This window comes from Candidatus Sphingomonas colombiensis (assembly GCA_029202845.1).
Taxonomy (GTDB): Bacteria; Pseudomonadota; Alphaproteobacteria; order Sphingomonadales; family Sphingomonadaceae; genus Sphingomonas; species Sphingomonas colombiensis.
In genome coordinates, this window is sequence record CP119315.1 from 3,714,985 (window position 1) to 3,737,088 (window position 22,104).

Genomic DNA, 22,104 nt, shown 5'->3' on the forward strand with positions numbered 1-22,104 from the left:
CATATCTTGGCTTCGTCACGTCGAGGTGTCCAATGATCCGTCTGTTCCTTTCCATCGCCGAACTATCGCGCATTATGCTCGGTCAGATTTTCCGCGTCATCGGTATCGCTGCGCTAGCAGCCACCGCTGGCATTGCCGGGGCTTTCTTTGCGGGAACCCAGTCACGCGCCGAACGCCGTCGTGACCGGGAAACGCGGCGATGACCAACCAGCATGCAAGGTGGCTGAAGATCGTAGGCAGGCTGAACCCGCCGCTCAACACCCAGTTGCCCAGACCTGTCCGGCTGCGGGAGTACAATGCTACCTGCTATTGGGATCCCGGTTCGATCGATCATGTCGTCCATGAAAAAATGGATCGGGTGCAAATCTACCTGCTGCCGGACATCAATTGCCCGCTGCGCATGATTGATCACCGCATGGGCACCTCTCACAAGATCGATCCGGTGCTCGCCAGCAAGAAAGCGCAACCGCATTGCGCGACGAGTACGGACATCTGGAGACGGACAGGCAGCGAGGATATGCACGACGTGGCTGAGTGTTTCCGGTGCCGCTGAAGATCGAGCATCTTCCGATTGTCATCCGCCCCGATCCCACCCGGGTCGTGCTGCGCCCGTTCATGCCCGCCGATACCCCCCTTCCCGGCCATGCGGTCAGCGAACATCGCGACGCGGTAATAGCGCGGGTGCTTGCGCTCGGCGTGGGCGCCGCCGCCGCCGAACTCCGACAGTTGCTGGATCAAATCGGAACCCGCCACGCCAACGCTACGACGGTGCTCGATCGCCGTTTCATCGAAATCCGGAACCTGCGCCCCGATCTCGGTCGTATTGCGTCAGATTACGCGCGGCTGATCGGGGCATGCTTCACCGAGGAATATGCCTTCGAGGCCGCAGCGTTGTTCAATCCGAGCATCATCGCACACCCGTCACAACACGACGTCGCCCCTGGCGGCCTCCGCTTCATCCTCTCCTTGCGCGCGGTCGGCGAGGGACATGTGTCGTCGATCATTTTCCGCACCGGCTACATTGCGCCCGATGGCGGCCTCCGGATCGATCCACCTGCCCCAAACCCCCGCAGCGCGCGGGCCGAGCCGATCCGGGGCACGTCGCCCACTAAACCAGGCATCCGCCTCATCTGCGACGATGACCACCAACTCTCCAGCGTGGTGCTGTTCCCGACGTGCAAGGCGCACCGGCGCGGGCTGGAGGATCTGCGCATGGTCGATTTCGTCGATGACGATGGGCAGCATAGCTGCATCGGCACGATCACTGGCGTTGGTACGGAAAGCGTTCGGCAGGAGTTGCTGCACACAAACGATTTCCGCTCCTTCGACCTGACGCCGATCGCCGGTCCCTACGCCGCGACCAAGGGGATGGTATTATTCCCGCGCCGCATCGGCGGGCGCTACGCCATGCTGGGACGTGTTGATCACGACAGCTTGTGGCTGTTGTCGTCCGATAACCTGTACCAGTGGGACGGAGGCGTGCGCGTCATCTCGCCAGCGGAACCGCAGGAAATGGTCCAGATCGGCAATTGCGCCGCACCGATCGAGCTTCCGCAAGGCTGGCTAGTCCTCACCCACGGGGTCGGACCGATGCGCAGCTATACGGTCGGTGCGTGCCTGCTCGATCGCGATGATCCCACCCGCCTGATCGCCCGCCTCGAACGCCCATTGCTCTCCCCTGGCACGCGGCAGTGGGCAGGTTATGTCCCGAACACGGTCTACAGTTGCGGAGGACTTGTGCACGCAGGAACGCTCTATCTTCCGTTTGGCGTCGCGGATTCATTCGCCTGTATTGCGCGCGTCAATGTTTCATCGCTTCTTTCGGCGATGGTGCGGTGTTGAAGCGTTCTGGCACGAGGCTCGCGCCTGTCGGCTGACCGCCACGGTCTTCTGCACGCGCGAAGCGACGGCAAGACTGGCAATCGACAACATCGCCGACACCCAGATTCCGATAAATATGAAGAAAATCCGCGTGAAGTTGCGGGAAGCCCACCCATTCCCCCAAAAGGAAAGAGGGGATGCCCAAACTCATTCCGCTGCTGGTTATCGGCGGCCGGTTAAGCCGGAAAACCACGCACTATTCCGGATAGCGTTGCGACCGCCAGACATGTCATTCCGCTCGGACAAATAGACACAGGTTCCAAGTTATGGAGGTGTGGGATGGTTGCCGATGTGCTGGCGATTCTCGATCTGGGCTCGGCGGACGCGGGCTTCGTGGCTCAGGCGGTGCAATTCGCCAGCACCCGGAATGCCCATCTAACAATCGCCGTGTCCGTGCTGGTTAATTCGTTTGAAGCCTCGCTCGCAAAAGCTGGCGGTTATCCGATCGCGGACAATTTGCGCGCATCTGTGCGAGCCAAGAAAGATGCGCTCATCGCACAATTCGCGCACATCGCTATCCTCTGCTACGAAGGCGATACAACCGAAATCGTCAAAATACTCGCTGCCCGAACGAGCATCAGCGACCTGGCCCTCTTCGGACCGCCGAGCGGCTATGGCGACACCTACTTCCGGCGCCGCGCCCTTGAACATCTTGCGCTTTGCTCCGGCCGGCCGGTGTTGATCGTGCCGCCCAGCGGCGTGGCCGACCGTTTCGAACATATCGTTCTCGGTTGGAACGGCACCCGAGAGGCCTCGCGCGCGCTGAACGATGCCCTACCTCTGCTCGAACGCAATGCTCGCGTCGATGTCGTCGCCGTTTCGCCGGCAGACGCCCCAATCGCGTTGGAGCCGCTGTGCGAGCATCTGCGCCGGTCTGAATTCGTCGTCGAGCCGCATCTCCTGACTGGCACGGACCCGACGGGCGACCAGTTGCTGCGCTTCGTCGAACAGCGGCAGGCGCAATTGCTCGCCATCGGCGCCTTTGCTCATTCGCGCTTCGAGGAAATAATGCTTGGCGGGGTCACACGTGATCTGATCGAGGATGCGTCGGTCCCGATCCTTTTCTCTCACTGACGATCCACAAACAATTCTCGCCATCGGCACGGATACAAGGGAACTACAGATGACGTTCAAGGATCTCCTCGTCGTCCAGTCGATGGAATATGACAATGGTCCGGCGCTGACGGTCGCCGCGTGGCTCGCCGCGAAGTTCGGCGCCCATTTGCACGGGTTATGCCTCGTCACTCCCACCAATCCAACCATGGCGGAATGTTTCGCGCTCGGGGCGGACGCTGAGGCGTCGGTCACGCAGCGTTTACGGCACGAAGAGGATGCGGCGGTCGAGCCGATCGAGGCGGCGTTCCGCAGGGAGCTGTCACTCCGCGGCGTTTCAGGAGACTGGGTACGCATCGACAATTGCCTCGCGGAGGCGGACGCTCCTTTTCATGCACGCCTCGTCAATCTCACCATAATGGCGCGGCCTGACGACGCGACCCCACGAAGCCTGGCGCTCGCCGACGCCTTTCTTATGGAGGCCGCTACTCCATGTCTGTTCGTCCCCACGCCGCTGAGGTCGCCGGTCGCTCTGGAGCGCGTGATCGTCGCATGGAATGGATCTCGGGAAGCAAGCCGTACCGTGGCGGACGCATTGCCGCTGCTCGAACAAGCCGGGGCGGTCCGGATCCTGACGGTCGGCCATCCTGCGGAAGTAACAATGTGCACGGGAGCCGGTTTATCGACACATCTCACACGATACGGAATCAGTGCAGAAGTGCGACATTGCGCGGCTGGCCACGTTGCCGAACGAGTTCTGGACGCGTGCGAAAACTTCGGCGCGAATTTCCTGATAATGGGAGCTTATGGACATGCCCATCTAATCGAAGAAACGTTCGGCGGGACTACCCGGCACATCCTTGAAAACACGGCGCTGCCGGTATTCATGAGTCGGTAGTTTATCGAAAATTCTTTCGATCTTATTTTACGCAACACCGTCAGAATTGATATCCAACGTGGAAAATCTGACACTTTGAACAGAAGTTCCATGTATGATTTATCTGATCAATCTCTAGGCTGCATCAGCGATATCAAAATAACACGAAAATCCCCTTTTATCAGGATCAATGTCCCCAAAATGACGAATCCCGTCACAACGATTGTCCCCACTATCATGAGAGCGACACGCATCTACTTCGCCTTGCAGAATGACGAAGAATATATTCCTGATTACATATCGACCTAATCGTAGAATCCCGCATCGAAAGAAAATAGGTGGTTGCCCCGCACCTCTACTCACCCACTTCCGGAACGCGGTCGCACCTTATCGACCGGTGACAGTGACGGAACAGAGTCGCCCACACGGGATTGGTGGCAGTGGTCCGCCACGGAGAACGCGATGCCCGCGCGTGCATATTGCCAGCGTCAGATCCGTCTGGCGCTGGTCTCGATTGAATTCCACGGTCGCTATCTCGATACACGCGAGTGGGCGCTCAAGAAGTCGCGCGTTTGGCCGGCTTTGACGAGACCGACGCCACGGGCCGAGGCGAAGAAACGCGCGCGCCGCCGCGGGAGCGCGTGAGATGGCCGCGCAGCAAGCATCCGCCCCGCTCGCAGCCTACAACCGCAAGCGCGATTTTTCGAAGACGCGCGAGCCTGATGGCATGCGCGAGACCTCGAACGACCGCCTGTTCGTCGTGCAGAAACATGATGCGACCCGGCTCCACTGGGGTTTCCGACTGGAAATGGATGGCGTGCTCAAGAGCTGGGCAGTGACTCGAGGACCGAGCCTCAATCCCAACGACAAACGCCTCGCCGATGCCCCCACACTCCTGGAACCCTTACATAGTCCCGATCTGCGCGGTTGGGGCATTGCCCAGCAGCCCCTCCCCGCGCCTTAACTCATCCGCGAAGTTGCAGATTTTATGTCTACGCCATCCCGCTGGCAGCTGATCAGCGTCAATCGCTGGAGCATATTCGAAGAATAACCGACCAATTGTCAGAATTTCTGATCGGACGCCTGCTGATCATTATCCTTTGAACCGAATTTGCTCCAGTTGATCCGCGCAAGCAGAACCAGAAGCGCGATCATACCAATCTGTAACGCAATGCCCCAAGGGCTTGAAAAAATATTCACGACAGCGTCCCCTAGGCTAGTACCGCGAATTCCTTTGGCTGACGCTGCATAAATGGAATATGAAACCAGCCGACCGAAGAAAAACGCCATAGTAAAGCTCAGCAACCTAACGCCAGCAAGTCCGGCGGCTTCGAATAGTTGTGCCGATGGCAGCGGCGATAGAGCAAAGAGACCCAACCCCACGGCAAGGCTGCGCTTCCTGCGCCCGAGCAATGCGTTGGCGGCAACCAGATTGTGTCTGACCTTTTCGGGAAGATAGGCGCGCAAGTAACGAAAACCATTAGCAAGCAGCAACCGCCCACTCGCGGCTGCCAGCGCGCTGACAACGACGATCAGCGGTGCTGGCAGCGCGCTATTCAGGCCGTAAAAGAGGATAATCGACCAGGTCGGCGGACCGAATGCCGGCAAGAGATTGATACTCAACACAATCAGGAAGAGAACCACGAGAGAGGTCACGACGCGATATCACCGATCAAAATATACCCGACCTCTATGACAAGATATTTTAAGATGCCATGGCTATCGCCGGCGCCCCGAAGGCTCTGCGACTTAACTGACTGGCGCTACGCGGATTATCTGAAGAGGTTTAAGCTCCTTTATCGAGCAATCAGTGCGCCAGGAAAACGGGCACCGGACTGTTCATCAGCATCGCGCGCGTGACCCCGCCAAACAGCGCTTCGACGAACCGTCGATGACCGAAACCGCCCATAACGACGTAGCCATATTCGCCGCTTGCCGCTCGCGCGAGCAGCGCCTCACCTGCGCCATGCGGCCGGGCTTTGAGCCGGCTAATGAGTGGATGGATGCCATGCCGTGATAGGTAACGTGCAGCATCCTCGACAGGCACGATTACCGAGCCGTCCTCCGCCTCGACGATCGCCACCTGCTCGGCACGCTTGAGCAGCGGCACCGCCGTCCGCAGGGCGGTCGCCGCGCAGGATGATCCGTCCCAGGCGACCATGACAGAACCGAGATCGAGACGCCGGCAATCGGGCGGCACCGCGAGCACCGGGCTGCCCGAGCGCACGATCACATCGCTTGCGGTTCCGCGCTGGTCGGCAAATGAATAGTCGCCCAGCCGTCGGTCAACGACGATGACATCGGCCAGTTTGGCGAACCGTTCGAGACAGTCCGCGATACTTCCGCTCACATCAATCCAGTCCCAAGGCACATCCTCTTTGGCGAGCCGGGCCTTGAGCGTCTGCTTGTTGGCGTTTTCGCGCACCATCTCTTGTGTCACCATCTCCGCGACGGCATAGCTGTCGTCATAATATCCGCTGCCCAGCACCGGCGGGATGTACGTGACATCCAGGCAGGTGATATGCCCTTCAAGCGCGCGCCCAAGATCCAGCGCGGCCTGAAAACGGGCTTCCTGGCCACCATCGTCATGGGCGAGAAGGAGGATGTTTTTCATCATGAGCACCTTTTGGTGGGGCGGGAGATTTCGAAAACCGATGCTAGGTCCTCGTGCACAGTGTCGGCATTCGGGATTATACGGAGCCGGTCACGCCGCGAGCGCGGCGATCAGTGCTTGCTCACGGAGCGGCTTCACCAACACAGTGTCGTAGCCGCTTTCCTTCGCCTCACGGATCAGGTCGTCACTCGGGAACGCGGTGATCAGCACCGATCGACCGCTCCATCCCTGCCGCCTGAGCTCACGCAGGACATCAATGCCGTTGCCGTCGGGAAGTCGATAATCCGCCACAAGAACATCCGCGTCCCACACCAGCGGGCTGCCCAACAACCGCAAGGCTGAAGCGAATGAGCGCACATCAAAGCCATGCCAGTGCAACAATAATTGCAACGAACGTCGGACGCCGTCGTCATCCTCAATCAAGATCGCGCGGCGTGGCGCTTCCCCGTCAGCGGTGATCATCACGGACACGGGCAAATCCTCATACATCACCCGCAACTTCCCGTTTTGAGTAGCGATTGTCTCTACGTGACTTCCGCAGTTGCATCCCCAATCCCGATGGCGAACGCGATGTACAGCGTGCCCAGCAGGCGGAGAACCTCAGGCGACCTCATCACGGCGGCGTGATTCATCTCAACCGTGCGCGACGGTTGGCTTAAAATTCTGCTAAGCGGCGGACGCCTCACCACCCGTCGCGGTGGAGCGCGATCACGCAAGCGCTGCTCAGGAATCTCGCCTAGCGCCGTTCTTCACGTCGCCTGTCGATTCCTGCCGTAATGACAGCGCGGCATGCTTTTGTCGCTCATGGGCATCACTCAGCAACGTACTGCAAATCGTGCGCGCGGATTCGACGACGCGGCCAAGACATTCGTCCGCATAGATGGAGGAGAGCGGTGAGACCACCGAGTCGAAATGCTCATGCGTGGAGTCCGCGAACGAAAAAATCGATTGCAGGTAAAAATCGAACGCTTCGCGCATGCCGTGCCATTGGCCTCGCTCGGCAAGCCAGGGCAAGGTAGAACCGGAAGTCGTGAGCAGCACGAGTTGCTTATCGAGCAATAAGTCGTGCGGCTCGTTTTGCCGGATCGCCCGCGCACTCAGCCCAGCACCCAGCACACGATCGACGTAGCCGGTGATGACGGCCGGGGGCATGCCGAACCAGATCGGATAGACCAGCACGATCGCGCTGGCGCGTTCCACCAGCGCGAGCTCCTCCTCCACGTCGGCGGACAACCGGAAACCAGGCGTGCCCGGACGCTCATGCGCCTTGAGCAGCGGATCGAACCCCGTCGCATAAAGATCGCGCAACACCGCTGTCTCGCCGCAGTCGCTGACCGCATCGCAATAAGCGCGCGCGATCGCATGGTTGAAGCTATCAGGCGCTGGATGGCCGATGACAACAAGATGCCGGATATGCGCAGGATCAGCGTCGGTTCCCATCATCGGATTGTCGACCAGCGACGAATGGAACTGCGGGCCGCCGGTTTCCTGCGCGGCGACGTGCGTGGTGTGTTGCATTGCAGCCTCCTGCTAATGGCGAAACGATAGCGCCGCCTTTCGGCAATCGCGTTACGTACATCTACGCATGGTCTCGCTCGCCAGTCGGATTGATGAATTGAGCGCCCTTTCCTGAACCCGGATCAGCCCGTCATGGCCAGCGCCACTTCCAATACTATCGAGACCGCCACCCGGCAGATTCCGGGGCGACATTTGCTCATATATGCCAACCCGTCAGCGAAAAGCTTCGATCAGGCGATTGTAGATACCTATGCGAGCGCGGTTACGGCTCGCCGACAGGAACTGGTTGTCCGCGATCTCTACGCCATGGGATTCGACCCTGTGCTAAAGGCGGAAGAACGGCCAACGACCAGCGGTTGGACCCCCTCTCCGGATGTCGCGGCGGAACTAGAGCATGTCAGGCGCGCCGATATCCTCGTGCTCGTCTATCCGATCTGGTACGGATCGCCGCCCGCGATCCTCAAGGGGTATGTCGATCGGGTCCTCGGTGCGAATTATTCGTTCCAGGACTTCCACGACCAGGCCGGGCAGCCACCGATCGTCGGCAAACCGCTGCTGTCGTTCAGCACCTCGGGCATGCCCCTGACGTGGCTTCACGAAAAGAATCAGGTCTTATCCCTGCGCGAGATTTTCGACGTCTATCTGTGGCGTGGATTCGGCATGAAGCAGAGCGAGCATGTCATGATCGATGCCGTAGTGCCTGGCATGAGCACCGCTTATGCAGCCGAGCAGCTAGAACGCGTCAGGCAGACCGCGATGCGTGCTTGTGCAATGCTGGCGAACGCCTAACCGGCGCAACCCGTTTCAGAAGGCATAACCAAGCCTCGTCACGTGATTTGATGTCGGCCGCGCCGCAGATAAGTGGCCGCCATACTGATACCTGACGAATCGCCTGAGCGGCCCCATCAGTGCCGGCGCCATCATCGTCAGTTGTTAAGTCTGTCCTTCACTGCCTTGGTGGGTATGAACGTCAGATTCTTCAACGCGACAATCTTGAAGGTCTCACTTGGTGCGGGATTGCCGCCTTCGCGCGCGGGGTTATTTTTGCCGCTAAACTTGCCCAAGGCCGCCGAGGAATCCCGTCGCCTCTCGTAGTGGCATCGGTGATCGCGGCAAAAAGATCATCGACATATTGTCATGCATCAGGCTTGGCAGTGCAAATATCAGGCGTTCAATACTCCCATGACAATGGAACGCAGTTGATCCAACGATACCCTGGCATCGACGATGGTCCAATCCAGCGGTTCAGAACCGGGTTGTACAAACTGAGCCCGGGCCACCGTTATATCGGCGTCGGATGCTTCCAACGGTCGCTCGACTACCCTTTGCAAGCGCACCGCATCCGAGACGTGGAGCCACATGCCCGCAAAACGCGCGTGATGTGCATCGGCGACGCTCTTAATCGTGCTACGCTCGACAGGTCGCGCGAACATCGCGTCGGCAATAACGCTGATACCGGCAGCGAGCGTCGCGCCGCCCACCCGGTCCAATTCCCGATAAACCTTCGTACTCATCTTTTGCGTATAGGCGGATGCGGGTAATCTCACTTCCGGCCGGAAGCCAGCGAGCCGTTTGCGCAAAACGTCGCTCCTGAGAATCCTGGCACCGGGCGCCCTCCCCACATCGCCGCCAATCGATCGCGCCAACGTCGACTTGCCCGTGCCCGACAGGCCACCGATTGCAACAAGCCTTGCCTCGGATACCCCTGCCAGGTCGCTCGCCAAGGCGAGATAATGGCGCGCACGAACAAACAATTGATCGGTTGGGCCAGCACCCTGCGCGGCGAGGACATGCGCTCTGATCGACGCTCGCATGGCCATGAACATCGGCAATAGACCGACGCCCGCCTCATCTTGCGCGGAGAGGTCGAGGTAGCGATTGAAGACGACATTGGATTCATGACGGAGCCCGCGTTCCCACAGATCCATCAACAGGAACGCCAGATCGTAGAGCACGTCGGTGGTGGCGAGCGCGGTATCAAACTCGAGGCAGTCAAAGGGTGTCGGAACACCATCGATCAGCGCGATATTGGCCAGATGCAGATCGCCATGGCAATGCCGGACACGACCAGCCCGCGCACGCGCGTCAAGCAAAGTGGCATACTTATCAGCCATCATAAGCAACCGTTTCGACACCGCCTGGACGCTGGCTTGATCCAGCACCGCCGGAAACCTGGCCATGCTATCCATATTGCCTTTGATCACATCGCGGACATTGGAACTGCCGTGCCCGTCGGCAGAAACCGCAGCATCCCCATGGAATGCGACAATGGAATCCGTCAGACTCCGCAGCAAGGGCTCATCAAGACCACCGTGATTCGCGACCTCTGCAAGGAGCGCATCGTCGGGAAATCGCTGCATCTCCAATAGCCAGTCGATCGGCTCGCCGGCTCCGTCGAGTTGCAAGCGCCCATCCGCACCAGCGGTAATCGGGTGAACAGCACGATACAACGAAGGTGCGGTTCGGCGGTTGAGCCTCAATTCGGTGTTCAACGCAGCCTTGCGCCTGGCGGGCGTGGAAAAATCCAGATAGCCGAGCGACACTGGCCGCTTCATCTTCCAGGCACGATCGCCACTGAGAAAGACGATCGCGGCATGGGTATCGATCCGCTTTACGAGGCCGCGGTTCGCAAAGGCCTTGCCCGACTGGAGCCATCCGGGGACGTCGGTCTCATTGTCGTGGTCGCTCGAAGGCGATGTCATCGCCACTTCCTTTCAAGCCCGACACGCCAACGAGCCGGGTTGGCCGCCCCTATCGGCATAGCCCGCACAAGGAACCGGGTACCAGTACGGCGGCGCCGGTCAGGCTTCCACGCCGTAACCGCTCCAGCGCCTCGTTGGCCTGATCGAGTGGGAATTCCTGCGTGACGGTTTTCAGGCCGGACCGGTCGGCGATATCGAAGAAGGAGGTGACGTCCTCCCGCGTCAGATTAGCGACCGAGAGGATACGGCGTTCCTCCCATAAATCGGCATCGGGAAATCCCGGAATGTCGCTCATATGAATGCCAGCACAAACCACCGACCCGCCCTTGCCCACCGCCTTCAGCGCGGCCGGAACCAGCGCGCCCACCGGGGCGAAGATCAGGGCTGTATCGAGCTTAACCGGGGGCGGCTGCGATGAATCCCCCGCCCATCGGCATCCGAGCGAACGGGCGAAGGCCTGTCCTTCGACATCGCCCTGGCGCGTGAAAGCATAGACCTCCCGGCCCTGCCAGACGGCGACCTGGGCCAGGATATGCGCCGCAGCGCCAAACCCGTAAAGGCCGATCCGCCGTCCCTCACCTGAAAGACGAAGCGCGCGCCAGCCGATCACACCTGCACACAATAAGGGAGCGGCTTCTATGTCGGTGAACCGTTCGGGTAGCGCGAAGCAATAGCGGGCATTGGCGACGACGTGCGTCGCATAGCCGCCATCCCGCGTCGCACCCGTGAATTCTGGCCGGTCGCAGAGATTTTCGCGACCGGACAGACAATAAGCACACGTGCCGCACGTACGGCCAAGCCACGGCACGCCGATGCGCTGCCCAATCTCGAAACCGGAAACACCGTCTCCGATCTCGACGACACGTCCGACGATCTCATGTCCAGGTATGATCGGCCGGCGCGCCGTCACCTCCCCATCGACGACATGAAGATCGGTGCGGCAAACACCGCAGGCCATAACCTGGATCAGAAGCTCTTCTTTGCCGGGTTGGGGCATCGGACGTTCGACGCAGCGCAGCCGCTCTCCCGGCGCGTCGAGTTGCATTGCGGTCACCTGAGACATGGCGGTTGCCCTGAAGCTGGATGCTGATCAAATACCGCCCGATTTCAGTGAAAAGCCAAGCAGTATGAGCATCCCCCCTTCAATCACGAAATCAACGGCAAACAATAGCCCGAGCATCCATATTGCATCGAATGGCCATCCCCACGCGATGATCGCAACTGCAGCGACACAGACGCCGCCCGAAAAGAACAGCCAACCCCGGCCGCCGTCATTTCGGTCGAGCGCAGTGGAAATGCGCACAAGTCCCGACGCGCCGAACAAAATCGCCAGAACGAGGGTCAGGACACGACCAGCGACCAGCGGATCGTAAAGTACCGCTGCCGCGAGCCCCAAGCAGAGAAGGCCGCTCAACCCCCACAAAGCGAGCGAGGCCCAGCGGCTTACGCTCAGCGCGTGCAACAGTTGCAGAATACCACCGGCGAACATGATCGCACCTACGAAATAGGTCGCGGCGATCGTCGCCATGACGAGATGGGCGGATGCTATCAAGCCAAGTAACGCTGCAGCCGCGCCAATTCCGACAAACCATCCCCATACAGAGCCTTCGCTGGTCGCAATGTCGGCCGAGGACCGCAATCTTCGGCTCTCCATGGCCAATCCTTTCCATTTTTTTCATGTTCATTGGCGGTTAGGATAAAGGCCCCGCAGGCCCGCAGCTGTCCGTGAATCTACTAATTTGCCGGGGCCTTCCCTGCGATCATGACGGCACGAACGAGGACGGGATCGCACCGACTCACGGTGATTTAGCGAACGCGGGACATCGTCATGAAAGCACTTGTTTATCACAGCCCGGGCAATAAGTCGCTCGACGAGCGTTCCAAACCGAGACTTGTTGACGCAGGTGATGCCATCGTGCGGATCACCCACACCACGATCTGCGGCACCGACCTTCACATTCTCAAAGGGGACGTGCCCACCTGCACGCCGGGCCGCATTCTGGGCCACGAGGGGGTTGGCGTTATCGAAGCAGTCGGCGCAGGCGTTTCGGCGTTCAAACCGGGAGATCATGTCCTCATCTCCTGCATCACATCCTGCGGCCGGTGTGATTATTGTCGCCGTGGCATGTACTCGCATTGCACGACGGGCGGCTGGATTCTCGGCAATGTCATTGATGGTACGCAGGCCGAATATGTCCGCATTCCGCATGCCGACACCAGCCTCTATCCAATCCCCGCCGGTGCTGATGAAGCGGCGCTGGTGATGCTGAGTGATATCCTGCCGACGGGATTCGAATGCGGCGTGCTCAATGGCAAGGTCGCGCCGGGCGGCAGTGTTGCGATCGTCGGGTCGGGTCCGATCGGGCTCGCGTGCCTGCTGACGGCGCACTTCTATTCACCGGCCGAGACCATCATGATCGATCTCGACGACAATCGCCTCGAGACGGCGCACCGTTTCGGCGCCACGCACATCATCAACAGCAGAGCATGCGATGTGGTAGCCGCCGTAATGGCATTGACCGACGGCCGTGGGGTCGACACAGCGGTGGAAGCCGTCGGCATACCCAGCACCTTCGAACTGTGTCAGGATCTCGTGGCTGTAGGCGGCATCATCGCCAATATCGGTGTCCATGGGGTGAAGGCCTATCTCCATCTCGAAAGACTCTGGTCGCGGAACATCGCTATCACAACGCGCCTCGTCGATACCGTGACGACCCCCATGCTGCTCAAGACCGTCGCCGCACAGAAAATCGATCCCACGCGGCTCATTACCCATCGCTTCTCGCTCGATGACGCGATCTCCGCCTATGATATATTCGCGCGCGCGGCTGAAACGCACGCGCTCAAGGTGCTGATTACGCCATGAGTTGGCCCGGCGATAACGGCGCACATGGAGAAACTCGCGCGGGAGATCGTGCGCCTACAGACCGTATTCGGTCGCAAGATCGACGTCGACGCCGCTTAATACGGGGCCCAAGCCTCGGCCCTACGGACAATTGCGGATTTTAGCGCCTGCCCGAGCCCTTCAGAACTTCAGCGACATTCATGTGAGGGAATCATGCCGCAACCCCTAGCTCAGACTTCGCCAGCCCGGCTACTTGCATTCGCCACCCCACGCGAGTCCATCCACGATCTGCGTAACCTGTTCGGAATTGTCAGTTCAGCCACGCATCTGCTGGAGTGTCATCCTGCCGAGATTCGCCGCGTTGCCTTGCTCCAGGCCATTGAATCCGCGGCAGTTCCGGGCGGCGAACTGACGACGAACCTGCTTGCAGCGGTACGCGGCGAAGCACCAACAAAGCGATTAGAGCTTAATCGTCAGATCATCGCGATTGAACCAATGATCCAGGCTATTTCCCAAGGCGTCTCGTTCGATTTGTGCGACGATCTTCTTTCGCTTGGGCTGGATCCGAATGCGATCGAAGCCGTGATCTGCGAATTGCTGGCCAATGCGCGCGCGGCGGGGGCGGCAGCGATCACAATCCGCACGCGTCTGACTGGTACTAGGGCGTGGTTGACGATCGCGGACAATGGCCGCGGTATGGACCCGGCGACGCTCGCACGAGCGCGACGCTGCGAAGATCGCCAATGCACGCATGGCGCCGGCCTGCGCCGCGTGCAGCAGTTCACGCGTTCCGCCCATGGGCAATTCCACATCCACAGCCGCGCCGGGCGGGGCACGGTGGCATCGATTAGCTTGCCGATGGTCCTGAGGCTGGCCGCCAGCGCGCGCGGTGGCGGCGTCTGCGGGCCTTGAGAGAATGGAGAGAGCCCGTGAAAAAGACCGACAGTCAAGTGCAGCATGACGTGCTCGCTGAGCTCGAATGCGAACCGCGCGTTGATCACGGCGACATCAATGTCGCGGTAAACGGGGGTGTCGTCACGCTGTCCGGCTATGCAAAGAACTACCCCGGAAAGGTCGCCGCCGAGAAGGCAGCGCGACGGGTGGCTGGTGTCAGGGCAATCATCGAAGAGATCATGGTGCGCCTCGTCCCCGATCCCGAGACGGCCGATCATGAGATCGCGAAACGCATCCTCGACGCATTTGCGTGGAACGTCTCTGTTTCCCACGACAATATCAACGCAACCGTCGAACATGGCTGGGTAACACTGACAGGCGTTGTTGACTGGTTTTACCAGAGCAACGAGGCATCCACGGTTGCGGGAAAAATTGGTGGCGTTCTGGGCATCAGCAACCTGCTTGAGGTGCGGGAACAGCCAACCAGCGACAACGTAAGGGACCAAATTCTGGCTGCGTTCACTCGCCAGGCGGATCTCGATGCTGATACCGTTACGGTCGTCACCGATCGCGGCACAGTGAAGCTCGGCGGCAAAGTCAATGCCTGGAATAGGCGCGGCATCGCCGAGCGAGCGGCCTGGGCGGCGCCGGGTGTCACCAGGGTCGAGGACAATATCATCGTCGTCTTCTGAAGACCGCGCTCGCGCCCTGAGAAAGCGTCCGCATCATCCCGCATATCAGGTGTCAGAACCAAGCAATAGCGTCACGCCAAGATGATGGGGCCGACGAGGCTGAACACTTTATCGCTGCTTCACCATGACGACGGCCAGGAAGCTCGACGACGGCACTTGATCTGACGCAAGCGTTCAACGGCCAGCTGACATGTGTCGACGCATCAATGATATCGGCGGCCTAATGAGCACGTCGATCTGACCGTAGCAGGCGAAGGGCGTTCATCACGAATGGCCGCCACTGCGTAACATTGCGAATTCCCTGAGCGAACGGTCAACGCCATGGCCGATGCATTGACAAGGATTCCCCCCAATGACCGCGCGCCCGCCGATCTCCACCCCCGACATAGGCACGGAACCTTTCCCGTCCGAAGCGCCGTGCACACCCATCCCGGAAGGCCCTGCGCCACGCACACCTGAAATTGCGCCAACGACGCCCGACCGTTATGTTCCGGACGACTGCCCGCCCGAGGGTCCTATTCCCAACGATACGCCCATCCCGGATGCGCCACTGCCCGACGAGGAACCCGGGTCGCACGCCCCCGGTTAGGCACTTCCGGCTGAGATTGATCGCCGACCGCAGGGGACAGATCGCCGATCCCGAAGCTGCGTGATCGACAATAGCGCGACCCGGAAACAGCCAAAACGGCGTACGGGATAATACGGATTCAGGGGAATTGCGATCTCCGGGACAATCTTCGCAATTGTCGATGGGCGCGCGGGTCGAGCCCAAAACCCAAGCGAAGGACCGCCGATGCCGCTCGAGATCCTGTTCCATGGCGCCGCAGGCGCGGTCACCGGCTCATGTATGGAGCTCCGCACTGCCGAGCACCGCGTGCTGGTCGACTGCGGGCTGTTTCAGGGCGCGCGCGCGCTCGAGGCGCTCAATTATGAGCCGTTGCCATTCGACCCGCGCGATATCGATTTAATCATCCTGACCCATGCCCATCTCGATCACTCAGGCCGGCTTGGATTGTTGATGCGCGAGGGCTGCCACGCGGGGATTTGGTGCACGCCTCCCAACCGCCAGCTGCTCGGGCCGCTGCTGACCGACGCCGCCAAGCTCCAGGCCGCCGATGCCGAGCGCCGCAACGAGCGTCCCGACCGTGCCGGATTGCCGGCGTTCGAACCACTTTACGATTTCACCGACGTCGAGCGGGTGATCGAGCAGCTGCACTGCCTCGACTATGGCCATTTGGCAGAGCCGAGCGTCGGGCTATCGCTGCGCTTCTGGGACGCGCACCATATCCTCGGTGCCGCGTCGGTCGAGCTCCACATCGATGGCCAGAAGCTGCTGTTTTCTGGGGACATAGGCCCCGAGGCGGCGGATATCGGCGGCCCTGCGGCGCCTGAAAACGGTTGGGACCATGTCATCTGCGAATCGACCTATGGTGACCGCGACCGAGTGATCCCAACGCCAGAAGCACGGCGCGAACTGCTCGGTGCGTCGGTCGAGGCCGCGCTCGCGCGCGGCGGAAATTTGATCATCCCGGCGTTCGCACTCGAGCGTACGCAGATGGTGATCGAGGACCTTGTCGCCTTGTTCGCCGCAGGTCGGATCAAGCCCACCCCAGTGTTTGTAGACGCCCCCCTCGCCGACAAGATTACCCAAGCCTATCGGCGCTTCGAACACCCGTCCAAGCGGGGCCCTTCGCCATTTGACCATCCGCAAATCCATTTCACCCGCAGCGTCGATGAGTCCAAGAAGCTCAACCGCATTTCGGGCGCGATCATCATCGCCGGATCAGGGATGTGCAACGGCGGGCGCGTTCGCCATCACCTGCTGCGTAACCTGCCGCGCGGCGATTCCACCGTGCTACTCGTCGGCTATCAGGCACGGGGCACGCTCGGGGCGGTGCTTCAGGGTGGCGCTGAGGTCGTCCGCATCTCGGGCAACGACGTGCGCGTGCGCGCGCGGATCGAGACGATCGACGCCTATTCGGGGCATGCCGACCATGCCGGATTGCTGCGTTGGCTCGGCAAGCGCGCGCCGATCCGCGGCGGCCTGTTCCTCGACCATGGCGAACCACCAGCACTGGCCAGACTGGCGGCAGACGCCGGTGCCGTAACTGACCTGCCCTCGCCAATCGTCCCAGCGCTGGGTGAGCGCTTCACGCTCAAGCCCAACACCATTCCGCTCCGGTCGGCCCCGCCACGGGTTGATGCCGACCGCCTCGTCTCCGGCCGGGATTGGCGTAGCCGCTCAGCGGCGATCCGTGTCGCGCTCGACGCGCGACTTCGCGCGCTGACGAGCGATGCCGCCCGCGACGCAGCCCTGGCCTCGGTTGAACAGGCGCTGGCCGCTTCCCAGCCCGTGCCTGCGTCTACGGATCCGATTGCAGCCTGAGACCCCGCCCGTGAGGCGAAGATCGCCACGCAGAGTCGCGCATCGAGCCATCCGCAGGCAAGCGCGCAAACAGCCCTGATCAGCAATATCGTCCAAGGATTCCAATTCGGCAACTCGGGTGCGGGCGCAATATGGCCAGAATGACCAACACGCAAAACTGAGGATACAGCGCTCGAAGACGCTGCTTTGATAGAAAATTTTCGATGGAAACGGGCAAGCATCCGGCCGGCAGATACTCAAAAGGGGCGCTGATTTTCCGTTGTTGCTTCCGCAAACTGCGTATTTTACCGCCAGTAACCAAATTTTTAGCTGGAAGATTGATGGAACGACTTCTTATCTACCAGATAAATCAACACAACATCGACCGCACCAACACTCACCGCCAAAAGCGCCTGCTATCGATCAGCGCCGCATAAGCGTCGACCGCTGCTTCCAGCGCCACCTTTTTTGCGCCCCCTTCGAACAATGACTGCGCGTCCGCAACAGCTCCCAGATCGAATTTTTCGAGGACTTTGGGGGTCATCGCAAGGTCGTTGAGCGTGCCCAGTTCGTCCTGAAGCTTGTCCAGCAAGGCGACGAATCTTTTGTATCGCCGCTTTTTGTGCTCATCTTCGAACAGCGTGACGAAAAACATCGACGCGTAGCGCAACTTCTTGGCATTTTTGCGAAGCTCATGCCGGGCCCGATCATCCGCACCGGCGAGATGGCGACCGCCCCTCTTCACCTTACGCCGGAGGCGATCGAGCGCGGTAATGGCAAAAGTACGCGCGAGCTGACGACGGTCGGTCTCCGCACCTCGCGCGTTGAGCCAATCACCCGTTGCCGCCCACTCCGCAAGATCAAGCATCAGGGCCCGCGCACGCGCCGACGCCAACACCCCTTCGACCCGATCATAGGCGGCTGTACTCGCTGCCGCGATCCCGTCATGCAGCGTACCGGACTCGGCGCGCTCCAGGAGGACGTCGAGATTGCGGGCATCACCCAGCTGCGACGCTAGCCAGCCGAGTTCTTCCCGCACGCCATCACCCTTTTCACCGCTGACAATTCGTTTGAATATCGAGAACGCCGATCGCGCTCGGCGCAGTGCTACCCGCGCCTGATGCAACGCCTCCGGCCGCCGCTTTTGGAGAAGCACCTCCTCGTTCAACCGAAACTGGCGCATACAGGCTTGGATGATCTGCCGGAAAGCGTCGGCAATGCTCATGCCACCTGAGAGCGACACCGGCTCGGCCCCGGCCGCCTCGGATAACGCTGCGAGAAGCCGATACCCTCGTTCAGCCTTGCTGATAACACCGAGCCGTACGGGTGCCACCGCATCGATCCGGCGCGCCAAAGCGAATAAGGCGGCGGGTTCGCCGTTCTTCAGCTCCAGCTCGATCTCGCATATCGCAGCGGTGCGATCCCCCGCCTCCACCACTCCACGATCGATGACCAGCTCAATCGATGCGCCGTCCTCGGTCACCAGCCAGGTGCGTCGCTCTATCCGCACCTGGAATAGGGGAGCAATGTGATCAGCGCTGTCACCAACCAACGCGCGGATCGGGGTCGTATCGTCGAGGATCGGGGTATCGCTCGTGACCGCGCACTCCCATTCGGATCGCACAAACAGGCCAGCACCGCCGCCGCCGCCCCTCGCCTTCGCCTTCACCGTCTGGATACGCTTTCCGCCCGAACGACGAATACGCAGGGACAAGCCATTCTTCGACAGCGAATGATCGGGCATATCGAAATAAATCGAACGTTGTTGAGCTTTTACAGGCTTTCCGGGAAGTAACCCTGAGCCTTCAAATGCATCAGCCGCCTCACGCGTCACTTCGAGCTTCAGTTCGATTTCAGCCGGCATGCGCCTTTTGCTCCCGTTATTATCCCCCTCTCGAGGGATGGTGCTCAAGAATAAACCTTTCAAAATCGGGCAAACACCGCACCATTTCATATGCGAACCATAAAGGCTATACTCCCGCAGGAAGAGGTGCGTTCGCGGGGCTCGATGCAACGCTCCGCCGCTTGGTCCGCATGGGTGGAGGTCTCGCTGTTTATGTTAGCTTCACAGCGCCCGTTACCCGCCCGCATCATATTGGCGCTCGCTATCGTCTTTCTCACGGCGCTGCTGCGTTACGGGCTGCACCCATGGCTTGGAGACCGCTCGCCGTTCCTTCCGTTTACGCTGGCCATCCTTGTCGCCGTCATTGTTTCAGGTTCGATCCCCGCCACGATCGCGACCATTCCAGCGTTTTTGTTCGGCGTCTATTTCGCCGGTTTACGCAACATGGAAACGATCGACCTGATTGAGGGCGGTACGTTCCTGGTCACCGCCGCTGGCATCATCTGGCTGGCGGGCGCTATCAACCGCTCAAGAAAGCGGGCGGTGGAAAGCGATCGACGCGCCGATCGACGCGCTGACGAAGCAAATATTGTGGCGGAAGAACTGAACCTGCTGATCGATGGCGCGCAGGGTCATGCCCTCTATCTCCTCGACCCCGATGGCAATGTGACGATCTGGAACAAGGGGGCCGAGCGTCTCAAGGGCTGGACAGAGGCGGAAGTGCTCGGACGCAATACATCGATCTTCTACCCGGCGGATGCGATAACAAACGGCAAGCCCGCCCGAGACCTTGCCCGGGCCCGGTCGGATGGCAAGGTGGAGGAAGAGGATTGGCGGGTCCGCAAGGATGGCTCCGAGTTTCTGGCAAGCGTTTCGATCAGCGCCCTTCGAAATGAGGATGGCAGCCTGCGCGGTTTCGCCAAGATCGTCTCCGATATTACGGATCGCCGCGCAGCCGAGGAGGCGGTCCGCTCGCGCGAAAGCCATTTGCGCTCGATCCTGTCAGCTGTACCCGATGCCATGGTCGTCATCGATGATCAGGGGCTAATTCTCTCGTTCAGCGCAGCGGCGGAACGACTGTTCGGCTATACCGAAACTGAACTGCTGGGCGCCAATGTCAGCCGGCTGATGCCTTCGCCCGATCGCGAGCGACATGACGGCTACCTCCGACGCTATCTGAAAACCGGAGAGAAACGGATCATTGGCATCGGACGGGTGGTTTTCGCCGAACGCAAGGATGGCTCGACCTTTCCGATGGAGCTTTCGATCGGTGAAGCGACCGGCGACGTGCAACGCCTCTTCACCGGTTTCATCCGCGACCTGACCGAGCATCAACGGACCGAGCAGCGCCTGGAATCCCTGCAATCCGAACTGATCCACGTCGCACGACTGAGTGCGATGGGGACCATGGCCGCCACTCTCGCCCATGAACTCAACCAACCCATCACCGCCGTCACCAATTACGTCGAAACCGTGCGCGACATGCTCGCCTCGCTCGATCCCGATGATATTCCCATGATCCGAGAGGCGCTCGACGATACCGCCAAAGAGACGCTCCGCGCCGGACATATCATACGACGGTTGAGAGATTTCGTGGCGCGCGGCGAGGTCGAGAAATCGATCGAAAGGCTCCCTGCCCTCATCAACGAGGCGGCAGTGCTGGGATTGCTGGGCGCCCACGAAAAGAGTGTCGAGCCCCGGTTCGATCTCGATCCCTATGCCTCCCCGGTTCTGGTCGACAAAGTCCAGATCCAGCAGGTCCTCATCAACCTCATCCGGAACGCGGTCGAGGCAATGGCCGACAGCCGGCTACGCCGTCTGACGGTCACCAGCCGTTCTGACGAGCCCGGCTTTGTCCGTGTCATCGTCACCGACACAGGTCCTGGCGTGTCGCCGATTGTCGGGAAGCAGCTCTTCTCCGCCTTCGCCAGCACCAAGAGCGACGGCATGGGACTAGGTCTTTCCATCTGCCGCACGATCATCGAAGCCAATGGCGGCCGGATCTGGATGCAGCCAGGTTCCGGTGGCGGCACTGAATTTCACTTCACGCTCCCACGAGCGGAAACGGAGGACAGGGATGACGTCTAAAGGGCTGGTCCATATCATCGATGATGAAGACGCTATTCGCCGCTCGACAAGTTTCATGCTCAAAACGTCGGGCTATGCCGTGGAGACCTGGCCGACCGGTGTCGCCTTCCTGAAGGAAGCGCGGCATGTCGAGGATGGCTGTATCCTGCTCGATGTCCGCATGCCCGAAATGGACGGGCTTGAGGTACAGCGGGCCCTTCATGAGCGTGGCGTCACCATGCCCGTCATCGTCCTTACCGGCCATGGCGATGTTTCTATCGCGGTCCGCGCGATGAAAGACGGCGCGGTCGATTTCCTCGAAAAGCCATTCGAGAAAGTCGCCCTGCTGGGAGCGATCCAAGCCGCCTTCGACCGTATCGCCGCAGCTGGTGGACGCACTGTGCAAGCGGCCGAAGCGGAGGTCATTCTAGGGACATTGACCCCGCGCGAACGCGACGTGCTGGAGGGACTGGCCCGCGGCCTCCCCAACAAAACAATCGCCTATGATCTCGGCATTTCACCGCGAACCGTCGAGGTCCACCGGGCCAATTTGATGTCCAAGCTCCAGGTGCATAGTCTCTCGGACGCGCTGCGTATCGCTTTCGCGGCCGGCCTGGGCGCCTGATCACAGGACCGGCCGTTGTGGAAATTATCCGACCATGAGTATTACACCGGCACCATTCGACATCGTCTAGGTTCATCGCGCTTGATTGATGCCCCAGCTCGATACGCCGATGCTGTATGTTCCGCTGG

General features: G+C 60.4%; 21 protein-coding genes and 2 pseudogenes. 13 read left to right on the top strand and 10 right to left on the bottom strand.

Annotated elements, in window-relative coordinates; genetic code table 11:
• The first annotated feature begins 32 nt into the window (after nt 1-32).
• The 3 genes from P0Y64_18110 (at nt 33) to P0Y64_18120 (ending at nt 1,842) form a co-directional block, all read left to right on the top strand.
• The gene (locus tag P0Y64_18110; protein ID WEK43212.1) at nt 33-203 is read left to right on the top strand and encodes a hypothetical protein; all 171 of its coding nucleotides are present in this window, start codon (nt 33-35) and stop codon (nt 201-203) included.
• Nucleotides 200-553, top strand: coding sequence for a hypothetical protein (locus P0Y64_18115; GenBank protein WEK43213.1), 354 nt, complete (start codon nt 200-202; stop codon nt 551-553). The genes P0Y64_18110 and P0Y64_18115 overlap by 4 nt, the downstream gene beginning before the upstream one ends.
• A 143-nt stretch (nt 554-696) precedes the next feature.
• Nucleotides 697-1,842, top strand: a complete 1,146-nt coding sequence (locus P0Y64_18120) for a glycoside hydrolase family 130 protein (protein ID WEK43214.1) — start codon at nt 697-699, stop codon at nt 1,840-1,842.
• Here P0Y64_18120 and P0Y64_18125 read toward each other — a convergent pair.
• Entirely contained in the window at nt 1,802-2,032 is a 231-nt protein-coding gene (locus P0Y64_18125; GenBank protein WEK43215.1) for a hypothetical protein, read from the bottom strand. The genes P0Y64_18120 and P0Y64_18125 overlap by 41 nt on opposite strands.
• A gap of 128 nt (nt 2,033-2,160) precedes the next feature.
• On the opposite strand from P0Y64_18125, the gene P0Y64_18130 reads away from it, so the two are divergent.
• The 3 genes and pseudogenes from P0Y64_18130 to P0Y64_18140 all read left to right on the top strand — a co-directional run bounded on the left by P0Y64_18130 (nt 2,161) and on the right by P0Y64_18140 (nt 4,691).
• Nucleotides 2,161-2,955, top strand: a complete 795-nt coding sequence (locus P0Y64_18130; GenBank protein WEK43216.1) for a universal stress protein — start codon at nt 2,161-2,163, stop codon at nt 2,953-2,955.
• A 49-nt stretch (nt 2,956-3,004) separates the two neighbouring features.
• The gene (locus P0Y64_18135; GenBank protein ID WEK43217.1) at nt 3,005-3,832 is read left to right on the top strand and encodes a universal stress protein; all 828 of its coding nucleotides are present in this window, start codon (nt 3,005-3,007) and stop codon (nt 3,830-3,832) included.
• Nucleotides 3,833-4,457: 625 nt separating this feature from the next.
• Nucleotides 4,458-4,691 (top strand): annotated as a pseudogene (locus P0Y64_18140) (DNA polymerase ligase N-terminal domain-containing protein).
• 182 nt (nt 4,692-4,873) lie between these two features.
• Here the strand turns inward: P0Y64_18140 and P0Y64_18145 are convergent.
• The 4 genes from P0Y64_18145 to P0Y64_18160 all read right to left on the bottom strand — a co-directional run bounded on the left by P0Y64_18145 (nt 4,874) and on the right by P0Y64_18160 (nt 7,943).
• Entirely contained in the window at nt 4,874-5,467 is a 594-nt protein-coding gene (locus P0Y64_18145) for a hypothetical protein (protein WEK43218.1), read from the bottom strand.
• A 151-nt stretch (nt 5,468-5,618) separates the two neighbouring features.
• On the bottom strand, nt 5,619-6,425 hold the full coding sequence (locus tag P0Y64_18150; GenBank protein ID WEK43219.1) for a universal stress protein: 807 nt from the start codon (nt 6,423-6,425) through the stop codon (nt 5,619-5,621).
• Between the two features lie 90 nt (nt 6,426-6,515).
• Nucleotides 6,516-6,887 carry a response regulator gene (locus P0Y64_18155; protein ID WEK45111.1) on the bottom strand — a complete coding sequence of 124 codons (372 nt, stop codon included), beginning with the start codon at nt 6,885-6,887 and terminating at the stop codon, nt 6,516-6,518.
• 261 nt (nt 6,888-7,148) lie between these two features.
• Nucleotides 7,149-7,943, bottom strand: a complete 795-nt coding sequence (locus tag P0Y64_18160) for an NAD(P)H-dependent oxidoreductase (protein WEK43220.1) — start codon at nt 7,941-7,943, stop codon at nt 7,149-7,151.
• A 132-nt stretch (nt 7,944-8,075) separates the two neighbouring features.
• On the opposite strand from P0Y64_18160, the gene P0Y64_18165 reads away from it, so the two are divergent.
• Nucleotides 8,076-8,732: an NAD(P)H-dependent oxidoreductase gene (locus P0Y64_18165; protein WEK43221.1), complete on the top strand. Its 657-nt coding sequence runs from the start codon at nt 8,076-8,078 to the stop codon at nt 8,730-8,732.
• Nucleotides 8,733-8,869: 137 nt separating this feature from the next.
• On the opposite strand, the pseudogene P0Y64_18170 reads toward P0Y64_18165, so the two are convergent.
• The 4 genes and pseudogenes from P0Y64_18170 to P0Y64_18185 form a co-directional block, all read right to left on the bottom strand.
• Nucleotides 8,870-9,105, bottom strand: a pseudogene (locus tag P0Y64_18170) (HU family DNA-binding protein).
• Between the two features lies 1 nt (nt 9,106).
• Nucleotides 9,107-10,645 carry an AAA family ATPase gene (locus P0Y64_18175; protein ID WEK43222.1) on the bottom strand — a complete coding sequence of 513 codons (1,539 nt, stop codon included), beginning with the start codon at nt 10,643-10,645 and terminating at the stop codon, nt 9,107-9,109.
• 49 nt (nt 10,646-10,694) lie between these two features.
• Nucleotides 10,695-11,708, bottom strand: coding sequence for a zinc-dependent alcohol dehydrogenase family protein (locus P0Y64_18180; GenBank protein WEK43223.1), 1,014 nt, complete (start codon nt 11,706-11,708; stop codon nt 10,695-10,697).
• A gap of 27 nt (nt 11,709-11,735) precedes the next feature.
• Nucleotides 11,736-12,299 (bottom strand): DUF308 domain-containing protein, encoded by a 564-nt coding sequence (locus P0Y64_18185; protein WEK43224.1) that lies wholly within the window; start codon nt 12,297-12,299, stop codon nt 11,736-11,738.
• Between the two features lie 174 nt (nt 12,300-12,473).
• Here P0Y64_18185 and P0Y64_18190 point away from each other — a divergent pair, with 174 nt between their 5' ends.
• From P0Y64_18190 to P0Y64_18205, 4 genes are all read left to right on the top strand, one after another.
• Nucleotides 12,474-13,511: a zinc-dependent alcohol dehydrogenase family protein gene (locus P0Y64_18190; protein WEK43225.1), complete on the top strand. Its 1,038-nt coding sequence runs from the start codon at nt 12,474-12,476 to the stop codon at nt 13,509-13,511.
• Nucleotides 13,512-13,703: 192 nt separating this feature from the next.
• Nucleotides 13,704-14,402, top strand: a complete 699-nt coding sequence (locus tag P0Y64_18195) for an ATP-binding protein (protein ID WEK43226.1) — start codon at nt 13,704-13,706, stop codon at nt 14,400-14,402.
• Nucleotides 14,403-14,419: 17 nt separating this feature from the next.
• Entirely contained in the window at nt 14,420-15,076 is a 657-nt protein-coding gene (locus P0Y64_18200; protein ID WEK43227.1) for a BON domain-containing protein, read from the top strand.
• Nucleotides 15,077-15,869: 793 nt separating this feature from the next.
• Complete coding sequence (locus tag P0Y64_18205) at nt 15,870-17,462, top strand: MBL fold metallo-hydrolase (GenBank protein WEK43228.1); 1,593 nt, start codon at nt 15,870-15,872, stop codon at nt 17,460-17,462.
• Nucleotides 17,463-17,838: 376 nt separating this feature from the next.
• On the opposite strand, the gene P0Y64_18210 is transcribed toward P0Y64_18205, so the two are convergent.
• Nucleotides 17,839-19,305 (bottom strand): CHAD domain-containing protein, encoded by a 1,467-nt coding sequence (locus tag P0Y64_18210; GenBank protein ID WEK43229.1) that lies wholly within the window; start codon nt 19,303-19,305, stop codon nt 17,839-17,841.
• Between the two features lie 192 nt (nt 19,306-19,497).
• Between P0Y64_18210 and P0Y64_18215 the strand changes: the two genes are divergently transcribed.
• Both P0Y64_18215 and P0Y64_18220 read left to right on the top strand, forming a co-directional pair.
• Nucleotides 19,498-21,372: a PAS domain S-box protein gene (locus P0Y64_18215; GenBank protein ID WEK45112.1), complete on the top strand. Its 1,875-nt coding sequence runs from the start codon at nt 19,498-19,500 to the stop codon at nt 21,370-21,372.
• On the top strand, nt 21,362-21,976 hold the full coding sequence (locus P0Y64_18220) for a response regulator (protein ID WEK45113.1): 615 nt from the start codon (nt 21,362-21,364) through the stop codon (nt 21,974-21,976). The genes P0Y64_18215 and P0Y64_18220 overlap by 11 nt, the downstream gene beginning before the upstream one ends.
• Nucleotides 21,977-22,104 lie beyond the last annotated feature (128 nt).